This is a genomic window from Elusimicrobiota bacterium, from assembly GCA_026388095.1.
Classification (GTDB): Bacteria; Elusimicrobiota; Elusimicrobia; order UBA1565; family UBA9628; genus UBA9628.
This window is the reverse complement of sequence record JAPLKL010000044.1, coordinates 20,207-37,956: the sequence shown is the minus strand read 5'-3', so window position 1 is coordinate 37,956 and position 17,750 is coordinate 20,207. Positions and strand designations below refer to the sequence as shown.

General features: G+C 66.2%; 17 protein-coding genes. 7 read left to right on the top strand and 10 right to left on the bottom strand.

Annotated features, from left to right (window positions below; all coding sequences use genetic code 11):
* Nucleotides 1–37: 37 nt before the first annotated feature.
* The 3 genes from NTY77_10550 (at nucleotide 38) to NTY77_10540 (ending at nucleotide 4,507) form a co-directional block, all read left to right on the top strand.
* On the top strand, nucleotides 38–889 hold the full coding sequence (locus NTY77_10550) for a zinc ribbon domain-containing protein (protein ID MCX5795924.1): 852 nt from the start codon (nucleotides 38–40) through the stop codon (nucleotides 887–889).
* A 32-nt stretch (nucleotides 890–921) separates the two neighbouring features.
* Nucleotides 922–3,006, top strand: a complete 2,085-nt coding sequence (locus NTY77_10545) for an SPFH domain-containing protein (GenBank protein MCX5795923.1) — start codon at nucleotides 922–924, stop codon at nucleotides 3,004–3,006.
* Nucleotides 3,007–3,124: 118 nt separating this feature from the next.
* Nucleotides 3,125–4,507 (top strand): radical SAM protein, encoded by a 1,383-nt coding sequence (locus NTY77_10540; GenBank protein ID MCX5795922.1) that lies wholly within the window; start codon nucleotides 3,125–3,127, stop codon nucleotides 4,505–4,507.
* On the opposite strand, the gene NTY77_10535 is transcribed toward NTY77_10540, so the two are convergent.
* From NTY77_10535 to NTY77_10515, 5 genes are read right to left on the bottom strand one after another with little or no spacing between them, the layout of a single operon-like run.
* Nucleotides 4,477–5,133, bottom strand: a complete 657-nt coding sequence (locus NTY77_10535) for a class I SAM-dependent methyltransferase (GenBank protein ID MCX5795921.1) — start codon at nucleotides 5,131–5,133, stop codon at nucleotides 4,477–4,479. The genes NTY77_10540 and NTY77_10535 overlap by 31 nt on opposite strands.
* 33 nt (nucleotides 5,134–5,166) lie before the next feature.
* On the bottom strand, nucleotides 5,167–5,586 hold the full coding sequence (locus NTY77_10530; protein ID MCX5795920.1) for a hypothetical protein: 420 nt from the start codon (nucleotides 5,584–5,586) through the stop codon (nucleotides 5,167–5,169).
* A gap of 7 nt (nucleotides 5,587–5,593) precedes the next feature.
* The gene (locus tag NTY77_10525; protein ID MCX5795919.1) at nucleotides 5,594–6,082 is read right to left on the bottom strand and encodes a redoxin domain-containing protein; all 489 of its coding nucleotides are present in this window, start codon (nucleotides 6,080–6,082) and stop codon (nucleotides 5,594–5,596) included.
* Nucleotide 6,083: 1 nt separating this feature from the next.
* Complete coding sequence (locus NTY77_10520) at nucleotides 6,084–6,917, bottom strand: Mrp/NBP35 family ATP-binding protein (protein MCX5795918.1); 834 nt, start codon at nucleotides 6,915–6,917, stop codon at nucleotides 6,084–6,086.
* Nucleotides 6,918–9,092, bottom strand: a complete 2,175-nt coding sequence (locus NTY77_10515; protein ID MCX5795917.1) for a glutamine synthetase III — start codon at nucleotides 9,090–9,092, stop codon at nucleotides 6,918–6,920. It abuts the gene before it with no gap.
* A gap of 134 nt (nucleotides 9,093–9,226) precedes the next feature.
* Between NTY77_10515 and NTY77_10510 the strand changes: the two genes are divergently transcribed.
* Nucleotides 9,227–9,958 carry a hypothetical protein gene (locus NTY77_10510; GenBank protein ID MCX5795916.1) on the top strand — a complete coding sequence of 244 codons (732 nt, stop codon included), beginning with the start codon at nucleotides 9,227–9,229 and terminating at the stop codon, nucleotides 9,956–9,958.
* On the opposite strand, the gene NTY77_10505 is transcribed toward NTY77_10510, so the two are convergent.
* Genes NTY77_10505 through NTY77_10495 form a run of 3 tightly spaced genes read right to left on the bottom strand, consistent with a single transcriptional unit; the run spans nucleotide 9,955 to nucleotide 12,933 of the window.
* Complete coding sequence (locus NTY77_10505) at nucleotides 9,955–11,166, bottom strand: hypothetical protein (GenBank protein MCX5795915.1); 1,212 nt, start codon at nucleotides 11,164–11,166, stop codon at nucleotides 9,955–9,957. The two genes, NTY77_10510 and NTY77_10505, sit on opposite strands and share 4 nt — an antisense overlap.
* Entirely contained in the window at nucleotides 11,163–11,810 is a 648-nt protein-coding gene (locus NTY77_10500) for a response regulator transcription factor (protein MCX5795914.1), read from the bottom strand. Before NTY77_10500 ends, NTY77_10505 begins: the two co-directional genes overlap by 4 nt.
* 1 nt (nucleotide 11,811) lies before the next feature.
* A complete protein-coding gene (locus tag NTY77_10495) occupies nucleotides 11,812–12,933 on the bottom strand; it encodes a sensor histidine kinase (protein ID MCX5795913.1) in 1,122 nt (373 codons plus the stop codon).
* A 161-nt stretch (nucleotides 12,934–13,094) separates the two neighbouring features.
* On the opposite strand from NTY77_10495, the gene NTY77_10490 reads away from it, so the two are divergent.
* The 3 genes from NTY77_10490 (at nucleotide 13,095) to NTY77_10480 (ending at nucleotide 15,698) form a co-directional block, all read left to right on the top strand.
* Nucleotides 13,095–14,309 (top strand): ammonium transporter, encoded by a 1,215-nt coding sequence (locus tag NTY77_10490; protein MCX5795912.1) that lies wholly within the window; start codon nucleotides 13,095–13,097, stop codon nucleotides 14,307–14,309.
* Nucleotides 14,310–14,388: 79 nt separating this feature from the next.
* Complete coding sequence (locus tag NTY77_10485; GenBank protein MCX5795911.1) at nucleotides 14,389–15,120, top strand: hypothetical protein; 732 nt, start codon at nucleotides 14,389–14,391, stop codon at nucleotides 15,118–15,120.
* Nucleotides 15,121–15,188: 68 nt separating this feature from the next.
* Nucleotides 15,189–15,698, top strand: a complete 510-nt coding sequence (locus tag NTY77_10480) for a GtrA family protein (protein MCX5795910.1) — start codon at nucleotides 15,189–15,191, stop codon at nucleotides 15,696–15,698.
* Nucleotides 15,699–15,927: 229 nt separating this feature from the next.
* On the opposite strand, the gene NTY77_10475 is transcribed toward NTY77_10480, so the two are convergent.
* Complete coding sequence (locus NTY77_10475; GenBank protein ID MCX5795909.1) at nucleotides 15,928–17,373, bottom strand: glycoside hydrolase family 30 protein; 1,446 nt, start codon at nucleotides 17,371–17,373, stop codon at nucleotides 15,928–15,930.
* The gene (locus NTY77_10470; protein MCX5795908.1) at nucleotides 17,370–17,747 is read right to left on the bottom strand and encodes a response regulator; all 378 of its coding nucleotides are present in this window, start codon (nucleotides 17,745–17,747) and stop codon (nucleotides 17,370–17,372) included. Before NTY77_10470 ends, NTY77_10475 begins: the two co-directional genes overlap by 4 nt.
* Nucleotides 17,748–17,750: the final 3 nt, after the last annotated feature.

Genomic DNA, 17,750 nt, shown 5'->3' with positions numbered 1-17,750 from the left:
CGCTATAATCACTTCTCCAGCATCCGGGAGGCGGCTCATGATCCGTTGTCCAAAATGCGGCAAAGACAATAACGACGGCTGCCAGGTCTGCTATCACTGCCTAGAGTCCCTGAAAAAAGCCCCACGAGAGAGCCCTGCGCCGGAGCCGTCCCAGACGGTCAAGGCCCCAGCCTCAGCCTGCCCGGCCTGCGGCGCGGACAATGACGCGGACGCGGCCTTCTGCGATCAGTGCGGCCTGCCAATGTCCAACAGTCCCGAGCCCGCAGGCTGCCCCGAATGCGGCGGAAAAGTCGAGGAATCCGGAGACGGAAGAGGAGTCTGCACCGAATGCGGCGTGGAGCTCGCCGAACATCCAAGCCCGGCTGCGGCCGCTCAAGAAGAAACCCCTGCCGCCGAGAGCCCCACCGCCCCCGCCCCGCATGATCTGAGCCAGATCCTGAGCCGCAAGATCCTGGAGAAGCTGGAGGCCGGCATGCCCTTGGAGCTCGCCGTGGAGACCAGCTGCCAAGAATGCCTCCCCGACGCAGCCGGAGCCGCGCCCAAGGAAGACGCCCTCGCGGCCTGCCCGGTCTGCGGAACGGGGAACTCCCCGCAAGCCCCTCGCTGCCAAGACTGCGGAATCTCCTTCGAGCCCGCGCGCCGTCCCATCCCGTGTCCCCGCTGCGCCAAGCCCTGCTCCGAGGACACCTGTCCCTGCGGCGCCATCATGACCCTCTCCAAGCTCGCCGGATTCGTGGACCCATCCGTCATCCGAGTCTGCCCCCGCTGCAAGCAGCTTCTGACGGTCGACAGGAAGGAATGCCCCACTTGCGCCTGCGACGTCATCTCCGCCGACCGGCTTAAAGCCTATGTCTCCGCGCATACGGTTGTCGCGGAGGATGGGAAATGATAGGGTCTGCAAGAACAGCATAAGGAGAAAGCATGAACATCGTGACAGCCTTCGCCGGCATCCTCGGCCTTTCCGTGACGGGCCTGGGCGTGGCCGTGGCCATCATCCTCACCCTCTGGTTCGCCTACAACTCCATCGTCGTCGTCGGCGGAACCCAGGTGGCGGTGCTGGAGCGCCGCTGGCTCGGCCGCTCCATGCCGGACGGCCGCGTCGTGGCCATGGCCGATGAGGTGGGCATCCAGGCGCGCATCCTCGGCCCGGGCCTGCATTTCCTGATCCCCTTCCTCTACCGCACGGAGAAGCACCCCATGTTCGTGGTGGGCGAGAACGAGGTCGGCTTGATCGAGTCCATCGACGGCAGCCCCGTCCCGCCCGGCAGCATCTTCGCCCGGGTCGTCACGGGGCACAACCTCTTCCAGGACGCCCCCGCCTTCCTCACCAACGGCGGCGAGAAAGGCCCCCAACTCCAGGTCCTGCCTCCGGGCTTCTACCGGATCAACCCCTACCTCTTCCGCGTGGACAAGGTGCCGGCCGTCAACATCTCCAACAGCCATATCGGGGTGGTCGTGGCCGCGGACGGCCAGCCCATCGCGCCGGGCCGCCTGCTCGGCCGGAAGGTGGACGGGCACAACAACTTCCAGGACGGCCAGGCCTTCATCGAGAAAGGCGGGCAGAAGGGCCCCCAGATCGACATCCTCCTGCCCGGCACCTACCGCGTCAACACCAAACTCTTCAAGGTCGAGGTTCGGGAAGCCACGGTCGTGCCCACCAAGAAGGTGGGCCTCATCACCGCCCGGGACGGCGACCCCTTGCCCCCGACCGAGTACGTGGGCAAAATCGTGCCCGGACACCGGGACTACCAGGACGCGGCGGGCTTCCTGTCCAACGCCGGCCAGCGCGGCCCTCAGCTGGACTTCCTGCGGCCCGGGACCTATTACATCAACCCGCTGATGTTCGACGCCTCTCTCGACGACGTGGCCGTGGTCCAGCGCGGCGAGGTGGCGGTCATCGTCTCCAACATCGGCAAGGACCCGGCCACGGACGGCTCAGCCGCGAAAACGGACGCGAAGTCCGATGAGGCTCTCAAATACGGCATGGAGCGCTACGTGGTCGACGCGGGCTACCGCGGCATCCAGCGCGAGGTGGCGGGGCCGGGGACCTATTATCTCAACAAGCTGGCCTACACCCCGCACATCATCCCCACGACCAACATCACCATCGACTGGGCCTCGGGCAAGACCGAGGGCAAGGAAGGCCCGCGCGCCTTCGACCCTCTGGCCATCGTGTCCAAGGACGGCTTCGAGATGACGGTCGAGGTCAAGGTCATCATCCGGGTCCTGCCCCAGCAGGCGCCGCACATGGTGGCGCGCATCGGGACCATCGAGAACCTCATCGAGCACGTCATCCATCCGCTCATCGACAGCTCGTACCGCAACCAGGCCTCGGCCACCGAGGCGATGAAGTTCATGCAGGACCGCCACGAGCAGCAGCAGATGGCGGAGCAGCACGTGCAGGAGGAGCTGCGGCGCTACCACGTGGAGTGCGTGAGCGTGCTCATCTGCCAGATCATGCTGCCCGAGCGGCTGATGCAGACCTTGACCAACAAGGTGGTGGCCACCCAGCAGAAATCCATGTTCGACGCCCAGCAGGAGGCGGAGTCGCGCCGGCGCGAGATGGAGAAGACCAAGGCCCAGGCGGATTTGCAGCCGAGCCTGGTGAAGGCTGAGATCGACGTGCAGATCGCGACCCAGCAGAAGGCCGGGCTGATCATCGGGGCCGAGGGCCGCGGCGCGGCCACCAAGCTGGAGCAGGAGGGCGTGGCGGCGGGCATCGAGGCGGTGGGGCGGGCCGAGGGCGAGAAGATCCGGGCCATCGGCCACGCCACGGCCGAGGCCTACACCAAGCAGGCGCTGGCGCTGGGGCAGGCGCCGCTGGCCATGATCGAGGTGATGAAGCAGGTCTCCAGCGGCAAGGTGAAGATCACGCCGGACATCGTGGTGTCGGGGGCGCAGGGAGACGGGGCCAACATGCTCTCGGCGTTCATGGCCAGCCTCATGGCCAGCGGGATGCGGTTGGCGCCGCAGGATTCGGGGAAGATCCCGCCGAAGGCGACGTAGTCTTTCGGCCGCCTGGCCCGTATCCGGGAAAGCCCCGGAGAGCTTCGCTCTCCGGGGCTTTCCACGTCTTGGCCGCCGCCGCTGCCCCGAGCATGGTATATTATCCCCGACGATGCCCATGATCGCCCTCATCAATCCCCCCATCCCCGGCAAGAGCGCCTCTCTTGTCATCCCCAGCCTCGGCCTAGGCTACCTCGCCGCATCCCTGCGCCAAGCCGGCCTGGGAACACAGATCATCGACGCCGTCGCCCTCGGCCTCGATCATGACGCCGTCGCACAAGAAGTCGCAAGACTCAGACCCGAGCTCGTAGGCATCACAGCCACAACCCCCCTCTCCGGCGCCGCCTATCGGCTGGCCAAGAGCCTGCGCCCCCACGCCCGCTGGCTCGCGCTCGGCGGAGCCCACCCCAGCGCCGTCAGCCGCAAGATCTTCGAACAATGCCCGGAGCTCGACTTCGGCTTCCGCGGCGAAGCCGAAGAGAGCTTCCCCCGGTTCGCAAAGGCGCTCTTGGCCGGAGACACCGGCACCGGTTTCCCAGGCGTGATCACCAAAAGCCACGACTCGGCACCCGCCTCGATCAAGGACCCGGACCAGCTCCCCTTCCCAGCCTGGGACCTCATGCCCATGGAGCGCTACCGCCATCCCTTGTTCCCGGGCGAACGTCTCGCCACCATATTCTCCAGCCGCGGCTGCCCCTACCAATGCATCTTCTGCGACAAGACCGTGTGCGGCAGCAAATACCGCCCCCGCAGCCCTGAAAACGTTATAAAGGAAATTGAGGCCCTTCATTCAAAGCACGACGTCACAGCCTTCATGTTCTACGACGACCTCTTCTCCTTGGACCGCGAGCGCGTCATCCGACTCTGCCGCCTCATCATCGACAGCGGCCTCAAGATACGCTGGAAGTGCGAATGCCGCGCCAACACCGTGGACGACGAGCTGCTCTCCTGGATGAAGAAAGCCGGCTGCGTCCAGATCGCCTTCGGCATCGAGACCGCGCACCAGAAAGGACTCGACTGGCTGCGCAAAGGGATCAAGGTCGAGCAAGTCAAGGACGCCGTGGCCAAGACCAAGAAGGCCGGCATCAAGGTCCTCGGCTACTTCATCCTCGGCATCCCCGTCGAGACCCATGAAGAGGAACTCCAGACCGTGGAGTTCGCTGTCGAACTGGGCATAGACTACGCCCAGTTCGGCAGCCTCAGCCCCTTGCCCGGCACAGACCTCTACGACCTGGCGGTAAAAAACGGCTGGTACCGGGAAGGCCCCGGGCCGGCGCCCGAGGAATACGGGCAGACCAGGCCCCTGCTCATCACGGGCCATTGGACCGAGGCGCGGCTCAAACGCATCATGAGCCAGGCCTACCGCAGGTTCTACTTCCGGCCCGGCTATCTCTTGAAAACAGCGCTCAGGCCCCGCGGGTTCCTGGACCTCGCCCGCAGCGGACTGCGGCTATTGCGCTGGCTCTTCGCTCAGACCGGCTTCGACGCGACGAACAAGTGATTCAGCGCCCATTGCGTCGGAAAATATTTTTTCCTGACGCCGCAGAACCCCGCCCGGGCCAGACGTGAGACGATCTCGGCATCCCGCAAGAAGTACTCCTCTCCTTCCGCCATGCCCCGCTCGGTATCCATGTCGAAGTCGGTCCTGAAGACCTTGTCGTAAAGCCAGACCACCTGATGCACCAGGATCTCGGCGACCGGGTTGCCCATGGTCACCACGATGTCGCCGCCCGGCTTTAGACATCGCCACGCCTCCGCCAACTCGATGTCTCTTTTCGAGCGCGGCACGTGGTTCAGATTCGCGATGAACGTGACGGAATCGAAGGAGGCATCCGGGAAGGGGAAGCGACAGAGGTCCGCGACGACTTCGTCCCGAGCCAGTCCTTCATACCTGAAAACGTCGATGCCCTTGCCGTGGCCGCCCAGGAACTCCTGCACGAACCGGTTGCTCCGGCCGCAGCCCACGTCCAGACAGCGACCTCTCACCTCCCGCCCGACATACTCGAACCGCTCGGAGGAAAGCGCGGACAGGCCCCACCGGTCATTGTGGAACAGGGTCAGCGCGCGCAGGGGAAAGGTGACGAAATCCTTCAGGAGTTGGACGCGGCCCCGGGGCTTTCGTCTCAAAACCGGCCTCGCCAGCCTGGCTCGTCTTTCAGCTCAGAGCTTCAGCTTCCCGCCGCCGGGAAGCCCGCCCGGAGGCAAGCCCCCGCCGCCCAGGCCTTCCAGACCCGCGGCGCCGGCCCCCGGGAGGACCAAGCCGGAGCTGGCGCGGCGGCGCAGCTCCTGGAACTCCTCCAGGGCGTCCTCATAGGCCTGCTTGACGCCCTCGCCGTATTTCTGGGCGGCGTCGCCGAGGGACTGCGCCTCGATCTCGAAGCTCAAGGGCAGGGCCCCCGCCGAGGTCAGCAGTTGGGCTTCCCCGATGTATATGGTCCTGCGCACCGCGTCCGCAGCACCGTCGGACTTCACCGGCGAGAGGCGGCGGATGGTGCCCGCCTGGTGGTCGGTGAAGACCTCCTCCCGATAAAGGGCATTCGGGTCCATCTTCGGCTCGGCCTTCTTGGGTTCAGGTGTCATGGGCATCTCACTTGGGCAGCTTGGCGAGGACCGCCTCCACTTCGTTGTAGTCGCGCTCCTTGGTGATGTCCGCCTCGACCTTGACCCAGGCCACCTTGCCGTCACGACCGATGATCACGGTCGCGCGCTGGTTGATGTTGGCCTTGGGGAAGTACAGTCCGTAGGACTTGGACACCGCGCGGTGCATGTCCGAGAGCAGGCGGTGCTTGAGGCCCAACTTGTCCGCCCAGGCCCGGTGGGAATACACCGAATCGCTGGAGATGGCCGCCACCTCGCCGTACTCCTGAAAACGCGCCAGGCTGTGCGTGAAGCACGCGTTCTCCTTCGAGCAGGTCGGACTCCAGTCCAGCGGATAGAAGAAGAGCATGACCGTCTTCTGGCCCAGATGGTCGCCCAGATGGAACTCCTTGCCGTCCTGGTCCTGCAGCCGGAAATCCGGCGCCGCGGTGCCCGCGGCCAGGGGCGTCGTCTCTGGGGTCGCTGTCTGCGTGCTCATATCAGCCTCCTTGCCTCTTCGCTATCGGTATGGCCAGCCGGGCCGCGACGGCGCGCGCCAGGCCGCGCAGGGCCTTGGCCGGGGCGCTCTCCGGATGCGCCACGCACAAGGGCCTCCCATCCTCCCCGGCCGAACACACGGCCGGGTCCAGCGGGATCTCCCCCAAGAGGGGCACCCCGTACATCTGCGAGAACTTCTTGCCCGCGCCGTGCGAGAAGACGCGGCTGGTCTTGCGGCAGTGCGGACAGACGAAATCGCCCATGTTCTCCACCACGCCGAAGATCGGGACCTCCAGCTTGCGGAACATGGCCGCCGCCTTCATCACGTCGCAGAGCGCGATGCTCTGCGGCGTGGTCACGATGACCGCGCCGGCCAGAGGCACGGTCTGGGCCACGGAGAGCTGCACGTCGCCCGTGCCCGGGGGCAGGTCCACCACCAGGACGTCGAGCCCGCCCCAGCGCACGTCGCGCAGGAATTGGTTCATGGCCCCGTGCAGCAGAGGCCCGCGCCAGATGACCGGCGAGTCCGCCTCCAGCAGGAAGCCCATGGACATGAGCTTCACCCCGTGGGCCTCGGCCGGCTCGATCTTGCCGTCCTCGCCCAGCCGGGGCACGTGGTTCAAGACCCCCATCATCTGCGGCAGGTTGGGGCCGTAGACGTCGGCGTCCAGGAGCCCGACCTTGAGCCCTTCCGCGGCCAGGGCCACGGCCAGGTTGACCGCGACCGTGGACTTGCCCACCCCGCCCTTTCCCGCGCCTACTGCCACGATATGCCGGACGCCCTCCGGCAGGGACTTCTCGGGCTGCGGCTCGGGTCCGGGCGCGTGCTTGTTCATCTAAAGGAGGAAGAGCATCTCCCGGTACTTGGGAAGGGGCCAGAGTTCCGCGTCCACCAGGCCCTCGAGCCCATCCACCGCCTCCCGGATGGGGGTGAAGAGCGGCTTGACCTTGTGGCAGTAGAAGCGCGCCCGGGGTGCGCCGTCCTCCTCATCCACGGCCCGCGCCACGGCCAGGCGCAGTTCGGTCACGCCCTTGCTGGCGCGGTCGATGTGGTCCGCGACGTTGCGCAGGAGTCCGATCTGGGTATCCAGAGCCGCTTCGGAGGGCAGCAGTTCGCGCAGTCCGCGCACCGCCTCAGCGACCCGGTTCTGGTACTGCAGGCCGGCCGGCACGATCTGGGTCTCCACCATCTCCATGAGCAGCCGGGCCTCGATCTCGATGTCCTTGGCGTACTTCTCGAGCTTGACGTGCTCGCGGGAGAGGCTCTCCTCCGCGCTCATGATGCCCAGGCGCTCCAGCAGGGCCCCGTTCTCCCGACGGCTGAAACCCTCCAGGGCGTCAGGAGTCGTTTGCACATTGGGCAAGCCGCGCTTGGCCGCTTCCTTCACCCAGGCGGCGGAGTAATTGTTGCCCTCGAAGCAGATGGCCTTGGACTGCTTGATGTAGCCGCGCAGCACCTCCAGGACCGCGTCCTTGAAGGGCTTCTTCTTGAGCTTGGCCTCGATGTCTGTCTTGGCCTGCCGCAGCTGCGCCGCCACGATGGCGTGCAGGATGGTGATGGGCAGGGCGGTGTTGAAGGACGAGCCCACGGCCCGGAACTCGAACTTGTCGCCGGTGAAGGCGAAGGGCGAGGTGCGGTTGCGGTCCGTGTTGTCGCGCAGGATGGGCGGGATGCGGGAGAGGCCGAAGGACATCCACTCCTTGTCCTGGCCCTTGGGGTGCACGCCTTTCTCGATGTCCGCGAAGACCTTGGTCAGGTGCCCGCCCAAAAACACCGACATGATGGCCGGCGGCGCCTCGTTGGCGCCCAGGCGGTGGTCGTTGCCGGCCGAGGCCACGGTGGCGCGCAGGAACAGCGGGTTGTCGTGCACGGCCTTGACGATGCAGGCCAGGAAGACCACGAACTGCAGGTTCTCGTTCGGCGTGTCGCCCGGGGTCAGGAGGTTCTTGCCCGTGTCGGTCGCCAGGGACCAGTTGCAGTGCTTGCCGCTGCCGTTGATGCCCGCGAAGGGCTTCTCGTGCAGGAGCACGGCCAGGCCGTGGCGGATGGCGATGCGGTCCAGGACGTCCATGACCAGCTGGTTGTGGTCCACCGCCACGTTGACTTCCTCGAAGACCGGGGCGCTCTCGAACTGGTTGGGAGCCACCTCGTTGTGCCGGGTCTTGACCGGCACGCCCAGCTTATAAAGCTCGCTCTCCGCCTCGTTCATGAAGGCGAAGACCCGCTCCTTGATGCTGCCGAAGTAGTGGTCCTCGAGCTGCTGGCCCTTGGGCGACGGCGCGCCCACGAGGGTGCGCCCGGCCATGAGCAGGTCGGGCCGGCTCTCATAATAGGAACGGTCGACCAGGAAGTACTCCTGCTCGGCGCCCAAGGTCGCGTGGACCTTGGCCGCGTCGCTCTTGAACAGCTTGAGGATGTCCAGGGCCGCCTTGCTGATGACGTCGCAGGAGCGCAGCAGCGGCGTCTTGTCGTCCAAGGACTGGCCGTTGTAGGAGACGAAGATGGTGGGGATGCACAGGGTGGCGCCGCCCTTCATCTCCATGATGAAGGCCGGGGAAGTGGGGTCCCAGGCCGTGTAGCCGCGGGCCTCGAAGGTGACGCGCAGGCCGCCCGAGGGGAAGGAGGACGCGTCGGGCTCGGCCTGCACCAGGTGGCGGCCGGAGAACTTCTCTATGGCCCGCCCGTCGCCCGTGGGCTCCACGAAGCTGTCGTGCTTCTCCGCGGTGTAGCCGGTCATGGGCTGGAACCAATGGCAGTAGTGGGTGGCGCCCTTGGAGAGGGCCCAGGTCTTCATGGCCGCGGCCACGGCGTTGGCGACCTCCGGCTCGATGCGCTTGCCGAGGTCCACGGCCTCGCGCAGCCGCCGGTAGGTGTCCTTGGGCAGGAGCAGGCGCATGGTCTCCGGGCCGAACACGTTGCAGCCGAAATAGTCCGAAACCTTCTGGGTTTGGGATCCGCGGCGGGGGGTCATCTGGGCGAGGCTCTCCGGGGCGTGGCTGCGATGGGGCATGTTTCCTCCTTCAGGGATATGTGCACGGGACGCATGGGACGTTACGGCTATGATACCAATTTGGAACCGGGGTGCCGAGATGCCGGCGCGGCGGCGGATGCTGGTTTGATATACTTCCGGACGGCAGGAGGACCATGAGAACCTTCATCGCGCTGTCGATCCTGGCCCTGGCCGCCCCGGCCCGGGCCACGCCCTCAGGCCAGATCCTGATCCCTTCCACGGACATCCAGGCCTACAAGGTGCTGCACCTCAACTTCGACGCCTTCCTGCGCACCCAGGACGAGAACAACGGGACGCGCAAGGGGCCGATGTACATGACCGGACCGACCATCGGAGTCATGCCCTACCAGGATATCCGGGCCGAGGCCGGCTTCGATCTGATGTACCAGGGCGACAAGGCCCTCGACAACAACCCGCTCTATTTTCACGGCAAGGTCGGCACGCCGGAGAAGTCGTTGCACGAATGGTCGCCGGCCCTGGCCATCGGCGGCTACAACATCGGGACCAAGAACGGATTCACCAACCAGGACGTCGTCTACGGCCTGGCCGCCAGGACCCTGCCGAAGGTAGGCCGTCTCTCCGCCGGCTACTACGGCGGCAACGGCGCCGTTCTGCGCGACGAGCAGGGGCATACGGCCAACCACGGCGTCCTGGTCTCCTGGGACCGCGCCATGGCCGAGATCTCCAAGAAGCTCTGGTGCGCGGTGGAGTACCAGGGCGGCCAGAATCTGCTGGGCGCGACCAACCTGGGCTTCTCCTGGGCCTTCTCCGAGAAGACCAGCGTGCTCTTCGCCTACGACATCTGGAACGACCGCGCCGTGGCCGGCAAGAACACCTTCACCCTGCAGGTCGACATCAACCTCTAGGCGCGGCCGCGGTCCCCGAAGACGACCGCGGCCAGCTCGCGCGCGGTCTTGCGCATATTCTCGGCATGGGCGTCGAGCTCGTCGCAGGTGATGCGCATCGAGGTGAGGTCCTGCGCCCCCTTATCGGTGAAATCGGCCAGCTTCTGCACGCTGCCGTCGAGCAGGTCGGCGCCCGGGGTCAGCGTGCGGGATATCCGGTTGAGGGGATGGATCAGGCTGGCCGCTATCCGGTAAGCCAACAGGCAGGCCAGCAGCAGGGCCAGGCCGGAGAGCAGCAAAGCCACGACCTTGCGCTTGGTGTAGTAGTCGATGCGGGCCTGGAGCAGCCGGTCCAACTCGGGGACGGCCGCGTCCCAGAGGCGGAAGCTCGCCTCGCGCGCGCTCCGGCCGGCCGCGACGTAGTCCTGCGCCGGCACGACCGGGCGGCCGCCGTCGGCGGCCCGCTTGGCCAGGGCGATGAACCGGTTCACCGCGGACTCGTACTCCTCGTAGGCGATCGGGACGTTCTTTTGGAACGAGTCCAAGGCGCCGTGGAACTCGTTGGAATTCTCGCTGAGTGCGGTGTCCAGATGGGACTTGATCTGTCCGCGCTCCGATTCCAGGAAGGAGGCCTGGACGGCCAGAGCCATCCGGTCCGTATGATCCAGGCGCCCGGCACCCGTGGCCCGCGCCAGGCGCGCCTGCGTCTTGGGCAGCAGCACCAGCGTGTCGGTGATGAGATGGAAGGTGTCGAGCTCCGGGTCCAGGATCAGGTTGGACATGTCGCCCACGTGCGTGATCATGGTCTGGATGATGGCGGTCAGCTTGTCGTACTGGGCGTCGAGCTCGGGAGACCTCCCCCGGGAGCTGAGAGCCTCCAGCCGCTCCCAGCCGCGCTGGAGATTGCCCGCGGTGGCGAGCTGCCGGCCGCGCCTGGCCAGGCCCTCGCCCGTGAACTGCAGCAGGACCCCGTAGCGGCGGTCCACGGCCTGCAGGGCCGCCAGCTCCTGGCGGATGGTGCCTGTCAAGGCCGCGGCCTGCCCGGACAGTTGGTGATCCTGGATGTCCCAGAGCAGGGCCTCCAAGGGGCGCTGGTAGGCGGTCCCGGCCAGCTCGCAGCGCGCGAAGGTGATGTGCTCGTTGATGCTGCGCACCACCAAGAAGGCCAGCACGATGATGGGCAAGGCGAAGCTGGCGGCCACGAAGAACACCTTCCGGGCGATGCTCATAACGAGACGAGCCCCTCCTGGATCGCGTACTTGGTCAGGCCGGCGATGCTGTGGATGTCGAGCTTCCGCATGGTCTGCATGCGGTGGGTCTCGACGGTCTTGACGCTGAGGCGCAGGTGCAGGGCGATCTGCTTGGTCGACCGGCCCTCGGCCAGGAGCTGCAGGACCTCGCGCTCGCGGGCGGAGAGCACGGAGAACGCCGCCCCGTCATCCCGGGAACCGCGGCCCACGCATTCCGCGACCACGATATGGGCGATGGCGGGACTCAGGTAAGTCTTGCCTTCCGCTACAGCGGCGACCGCTGCGCAGAGCTCGTCGCAAGCCGAGTCCTTGAGCAGGTAGGCCGACGCGCCGGCCTTCAAGGCCTCCTTGACGAAGCGGCGGTCCGAGTGCATGGATAAGACGATGACCCGGCAATCCGGGCGCAGTTCCAGGATCTTGCGGGTCGCCTCGATGCCGTTGAGCCTGGGCATGGAGATGTCCATGATGACGACGTCCGGACGGGACTCCAGGCTGGCGGCCACCGCGCCCGGGCCGTCGGCCGCCTCGGCGACGACCCGCAGGCCCGGCCTCTTCTCCAGCAGGGTCTTCAGGCCTTCCCGGAAGAGCTTATGGTCGTCGCAGAGCAGCAGCCGCGTCTCCAAGTCAATGCCCCCGGTCCGCGGCCCGGAGCGGAGCCCTGAGAGTGGCTTCGGTCCCCCGCCCTGCCCGGGGCCGGATCGCGAACTCTCCGCCGCAGTGGCGCAGCCCTTCCCGGATGCTGAAAAGCCCGAAGCCCCCCGACCCGGCCGAAGCCGCGGCCTGTTCGGCGGAGCAGCCCACCCCGTCGTCCGCCACGGAGATCTCGACGGCCCGGTCGACCTTGCGCAGGGCGACCGTGGCCCGGCCGGCGCGGGCGTGCTTGACCACGTTCATGAGCAGCTCCCGCACCGCCTTGAACAGCACGACCCGGACCTCGTCGTCCATGGGCTTGGCGGCCCCGTCATCATGGACCTCGATGCCGAGGCCGTGCTTCTCCTGCATCCGCTCGGCCAGTTGCTCCAGGGCGGGCGCCAAGCCCAACTCGTAAAGGACCGGGGAGCTCAGCTCGAAGGTCAGCGAGCGGGTGTACTGGATGGCCTCATCCAACAGGGCCCGGACCGCCTCGGTCTCGCGAGTCCCGGCCAGGGCGCTCAGCTTGAGCCGGGCCGCGGCCAGAGTCTGGCCGATGTGGTCGTGCAGGTCGGCCGCGAGGGCGCGGCGTTCCCGCTCCTCGGTCAGCGAAAGCTGCGCGGCCAGACAACGGAGCTGCTCCTGGTAGGAGTCGCGGGAAGCCACCAGAGCCTGCCGGGCGATCTTCCTATCCATGAAGCCGCGGAACATCTCGGCCAGGAAATCGATGAGCTTCCTTTCCTCGGCCAAGAAGGGGCCCTCGGCCGCCTGGGGGAACTCCTTGAGATAGACCACCTCGATGAGGCCTCGGCGTCCGTCGCTCGTGACGAAGGCCGCGCTCTGCCGCCATGGGGTGGCCTCGAAATCCGGGGCGCGGAACTCCTGCTGGTCCAGCCGGATCCGGGCCGAGGCCGACGCCGGGTACTGCCAAGCCGAAGGCAGCATGGCGACCACCTCGCGCAGGAGCGCGGCGATGTCCTGCGCGTCATCCTGGAGCATGGTCGCGGCCAGTTCCTTGACCCTCTCCTGGAACAGGTGGAGTATCCGGATGCGCCTCTGCTGGCGCTGCTCGAGACCGCGCGCGGGGCCGCCCACGGCCTTGGGGGATGTCTGCATGCTGGTCTTCGTGATTATAACACATGCGCCGTCTCAGGGATTTGGCGGGCCGTTCTCAGGAAAACCCTGATTCGGCGCCCGCGCCCAGTTAGCTAGTGTTTCCTGGCATGGGGGCCTTCCCGGCCCTAGGGCCGTCATTTCAATAAGGAAGGAGAGAGAACATGTTCGACACCGGCAATACCGGATTCATGCTCGTGGCCACCAGCCTGGTCATGCTCATGACTCCCGGCCTGGCGTTCTTCTACGGCGGACTCGTCGGCCGCAAGAACGTCCTGGCCATCATGATCCAGAGCTTCGTCTCCATGGGCGTCACCACCGTGCTCTGGTACGTCTGCGGCTATTCCCTCTGCTTCAGCGGCGGGGAAGGAGCCATCATCGGCAACCTCGACAACGCCTTCATGCGCGGCATGAGCCTCAACCAGGCCTTCTCCGGCGTGAGCAGCATCCCGGTGTTCGTGTTCTTCGCCTACCAGATGATGTTCGCCCAGATCACCCCGGCGCTCATCACCGGGGCCTTCACGAACCGGGTCAACTTCAAGGCCTACCTGATCTTCCTGGTGGCCTGGCTGCTGTTCGTGTACTTCCCGCTGGCGCACATGGTCTGGGGCAACGGCCTGCTGGCCAAGCACGGCGTGCTCGACTTCGCGGGCGGCATCGTGGTCCACGCCTCCGCCGGCATGGCGGCGCTGGCCTCGGTCTTCTTCGTGGGCAAGCGCAAGGTCTCGGACGCCGCCGCGCACAGCATCCCGCTGGTCGCCCTGGGCACGGGCCTCTTGTGGTTCGGCTGGTACGGCTTCAACGCGGGCAGCGAGCTCAAGGTCGACGCCGTGACCGCGCAGGCCTTCGTCAACACCGACGTGGCCGCCTCCTTCGCGGCCACCACCTGGCTCATCCTGGCCTGGGTCATCGAGAAGAAGCCCAAGTTCGTGGGGCTGCTGACCGGCTCCATCGCGGGGCTGGCCACCATCACGCCCGCGGCCGGCTACGTCACGGTCAAGAGCGCGGTCCTCATCGGCATCGCCTCCAGCGTGGTCTGCTACATCGCGGTCAACATCAAGAACAAGATGAACTGGGACGACGCGCTCGACGTCTGGGGCGTGCACGGCGTGGGCGGGGTTCTGGGAGTGTTCTGCCTGGGGATATTCGCCACCAAGTTCGTCAACCCCAACGGCGCCGACGGCCTCATCCACGGCAACGTGAACTTCTTCCTGAAGGAAGGCATCGCCGTGGTGGGCGCCGCCATCTACGCCTTCATCTTCACCTACGTCATGCTGTTCCTCATCAACATGATCACCCCGGTACGCACCTCGGCTGAGGAACAGGAAATGGGCCTCGACGAGAGCGTGCATGGAGAGACGGCTTACCTGCAGACCTGACGTCCGCGCAACGGCCCAGACAGGCTACGCCGCCTGTCTGGGCCCCGTCGGTCCCTCGCGAACTGATAGGATGAACGCCATGAAGATCTTCATCGCGCTGTTGGCCCTGGGCTTTCCCGCCGCGGCGGGAGCCACGCCCTCGACGCAGATCTGGATCCCTTCCACGGATATCCAGCCCTACAAGGTCCTGCACCTCAACATCGACGCCTACCTGCGCAGCCAGGACGAGAACACCGGGACCAGGAAGGGCCCGGTCTCCATGATCGGCCCCACCATCGGTATATTGCCCACAAAACAGATACAGGCCGAGACCGGATTCGACCTGATGTATCAGGGCGACAAGGTCCTCGACAACAACCCCCTCTATTTCCACGGGAAGTTGGGCACGCCGGAGAACTCCCTGGCCGAGTGGTCCCCCGCCCTGGCGATCGGCGGCTACAACATCGGGACCAAGAACGGGTTCACCAACCAGGACATCGTCTACGGCCTGGCCGCCGGGACCCTGCCGAAGGTGGGCCGTCTCTCCGCCGGCTACTACGGCGGCAACGGCGCCGTTCTGCGCGATGAGCAGGGGCATGTGGCCAACAACGGGGTCCTGCTCTCCTGGGACCGGACCATGAAGGAGATATCGGACAAGCTCTGGCTCGCCGTGGACTATCAGGGCGGGCAGTCGCTGGCGGGCGCCACCAACCTGGGCTTCTCCTGGGCCTTTTCCGAGAAGACCAGCGTGATCCTCGGCTACGACATCTACAACAACCGCGCCGTGGCCGGCAAGAACACCTTCACCCTGCAGGTCGACATCAACCTCTGAGCGGTCCGGAAGCCTGGGAGTACCCCCGGCATCAAGGGATTACTCGTCGATTTGGTATCATCCCCCCTATGATGGGGCGATACGCGCGGCGCCTTTGGGAGCAATGCCTCCGGCGGGATGCTCACCCGCTGGTCCAGTTCGCCAAATACGCCGTTTGCGGCGTCCTCGCCACCGCGGTGGACGTCCTGGTCTTCTACCTCGCCGCCGTCCTGCTTCTGCCCGCCCTCAATCCCGGCGACCCCGCCGCGCGCCTGCTCGGCCTGCACACGGCGGCCATCCCTGAGGGCGTCCGCTCGGCCCATTACGTCTGGGACAAGGTCATCGCCTTCATGTTCTCCAACCTGACGGCCTATGTCGCCAACGTCCTGTGGGTCTTCACCAGAGGCCGGCACAGCAAGGCCATGGAGTTCGCGCTCTTCTACGCGGTCTCCGCGGCCAGCTTCGCCATCGGGACCGCCCTGGGCTGGGCCCTGATCCAATGGACCGGCTTGCCCACCACGTACGCCTACGCCGCCAACGCCGCCGCGTCCCTGGCCATCAACTTCGCCGCGCGCAAATTCATCGTCTTCAAGGGCTAGCAGGCTGCTGATAAAGTCCGTTCTGCGAGCGCCCGGCGGCCGTCTGCCGGGCGCAACCGACCCGCGAAGCGGGGCGGCAGAACCCAGCCGATAGGTTGCACGAAGGATGGCGCCTTCGGCGCGACTGGCGAGCCTTCGGCTCGCCAATTCGGGGACGGACTGTTGCCCGCTACCGAAAGGACTGTGTCCGGACACCGTCCTTTCCGCTGGAGGGTTTATCAGCAGCCTGCTAGTCGACCAGCAAGGTCGCGATCGAGTGCGCAGGGCTGGTGAGCGCCGCGGCCTGGCCCTCGATCCACAGGCGATAAGCGATATCCTTGTCGCCCCGGTTCATCACCACCACGGCCAGCTTGCCGTCGCCGTTGCGGAAGGCCGTGGTCAGCAGCGGGTCCCGGCTGCTCAGGCTGGCCACCCGGCGCGCGCCCGGCCGGATGAACTTGGAGAAATGCCCGATGTAGTAGTAGGCGCTGGTGTAGTGCAGGTCCCCGGTCCTGGTGTCGGCGTGGACCGGAGCGAAGCAGAAGTTTCCCACGTGGTTGGGACCGCCCCGCTCATCGAGGAGCACGTTCCAGTCCGTCCAGGCCACCGCGCCGTTGTTGAAGTCGTTGATCATGGACCGGCCGTAGCTCTCGCCCCAGCCCCAGTCGTCGATGCGCTTCGTGTCGAAAGGTCCGTTGCAGCCCTCGGTGTGGAAGAGGTTGACGCCCGGGAAGGCCTCGGCTACGCGCCGGACGTTCTCGAACTGAGGCTCTCCCCCGGACCAGTTCTCGTACCAATGGAAGGCCAGGCCCCAGGCGTACTTGGCCGCCTCCGGATCGCCGAAGATCGTCTGCGCCCGCTGGTACATCAAGTCCCGGTTGTGGTCCCAGACCAGGACCTTCCGGTCGCCCAGCCCCGCCTTGGCCAAGGTCGGACCCAGGTGGTTCTTGAGGAAGTCCCGCTCCTCCGGCGCCGTGAAGACGCAGGACTCCCAGGTCTGCTTGGCCATGGGCTCGTTCTGGATGGTCATGCCCCAGACCGGGATGCCCTCGGCCTCGTAGGCGCGGATGAAGCGCACGTAGTAGTCGGCCCAGGTCTGGAAGAACTCGGGCTTGAGATGTCCGCCCTGCAGCATGCTGCCGTTGTCCTTCATCCAGGCCGGCGGGCTCCAGGGGCTGGCGAAGAGGGTCAGCGCGCCGCCCGCCGCGGCTATGGCCCTCTTGATCAGCGGGATGCGGAACTTCCGGTCGTGGGCCACGCTGAAGGTCTTGAGGGCGCGGTCGCCGTCCGCGACGTAGGTGTAGCTCTCGCTGGAGAAGTCGCAGCTGTGGATGTTGGTGCGGGCCAAGGTGTAGCCGATGCCGTCCTTGACGTCATAATAGGAGCGCAGGAGCTCGCGCTGCCTGTCCTTGGGCAGCTTCGCGAAGGTCTCGGCCGCCGCGTCGGTCAGGGCTCCGCCGATGCCGAGCACGGTCTGGAAGGCTTTGGAGGGGTCCACGAACACGCAGGGCTGGGACTCCAGCGGCTGGCCGAAGTCGGCGAAGGGCGAAGTCTCCGTCAGGGCCAGGCGCTGGCCGCCGGCCGAGGCCGTAAGGTAGACCCGCACGGTCCTGGGCTTGCTGAAAAACCATTTTTCCGCGCCGGCCCGCGCCAGCGCGGGCCAGGCGCACAGGCCCAGCAGGAAGAATAGCTTCACTTCGCCGCGCTGAAGAACCTCTGGGTCAGGCCCAAGAGGTTATCCATGGAGATCGGCTTGTACATGAAGGCCGCAGCCCCATTCTCCAGAGCCCGCTTCTGCGTCTCAGCGTCGGTGAGGCAGGAGTTGACGATCACCGGGGGGAACTTGCCTGTGTTCATCGCCTTGAACCTATCCAGGACCGAGAAGCCGGACATGCCCAACAGGTCGAGATCCAGGAAGATGAGATCGAAGGTCGCGCCGGCCTCGAGCCAGGCTATGGCGTCCTCTCCGCTGGTGCAGAATTTCACTATATGGGCCGACAGGACCTGGGTGTAGAACTCCTGCAGGGTTATGTCGTCGTCGATCACGAGGACCTTCTTCTGCTCTGGCATACG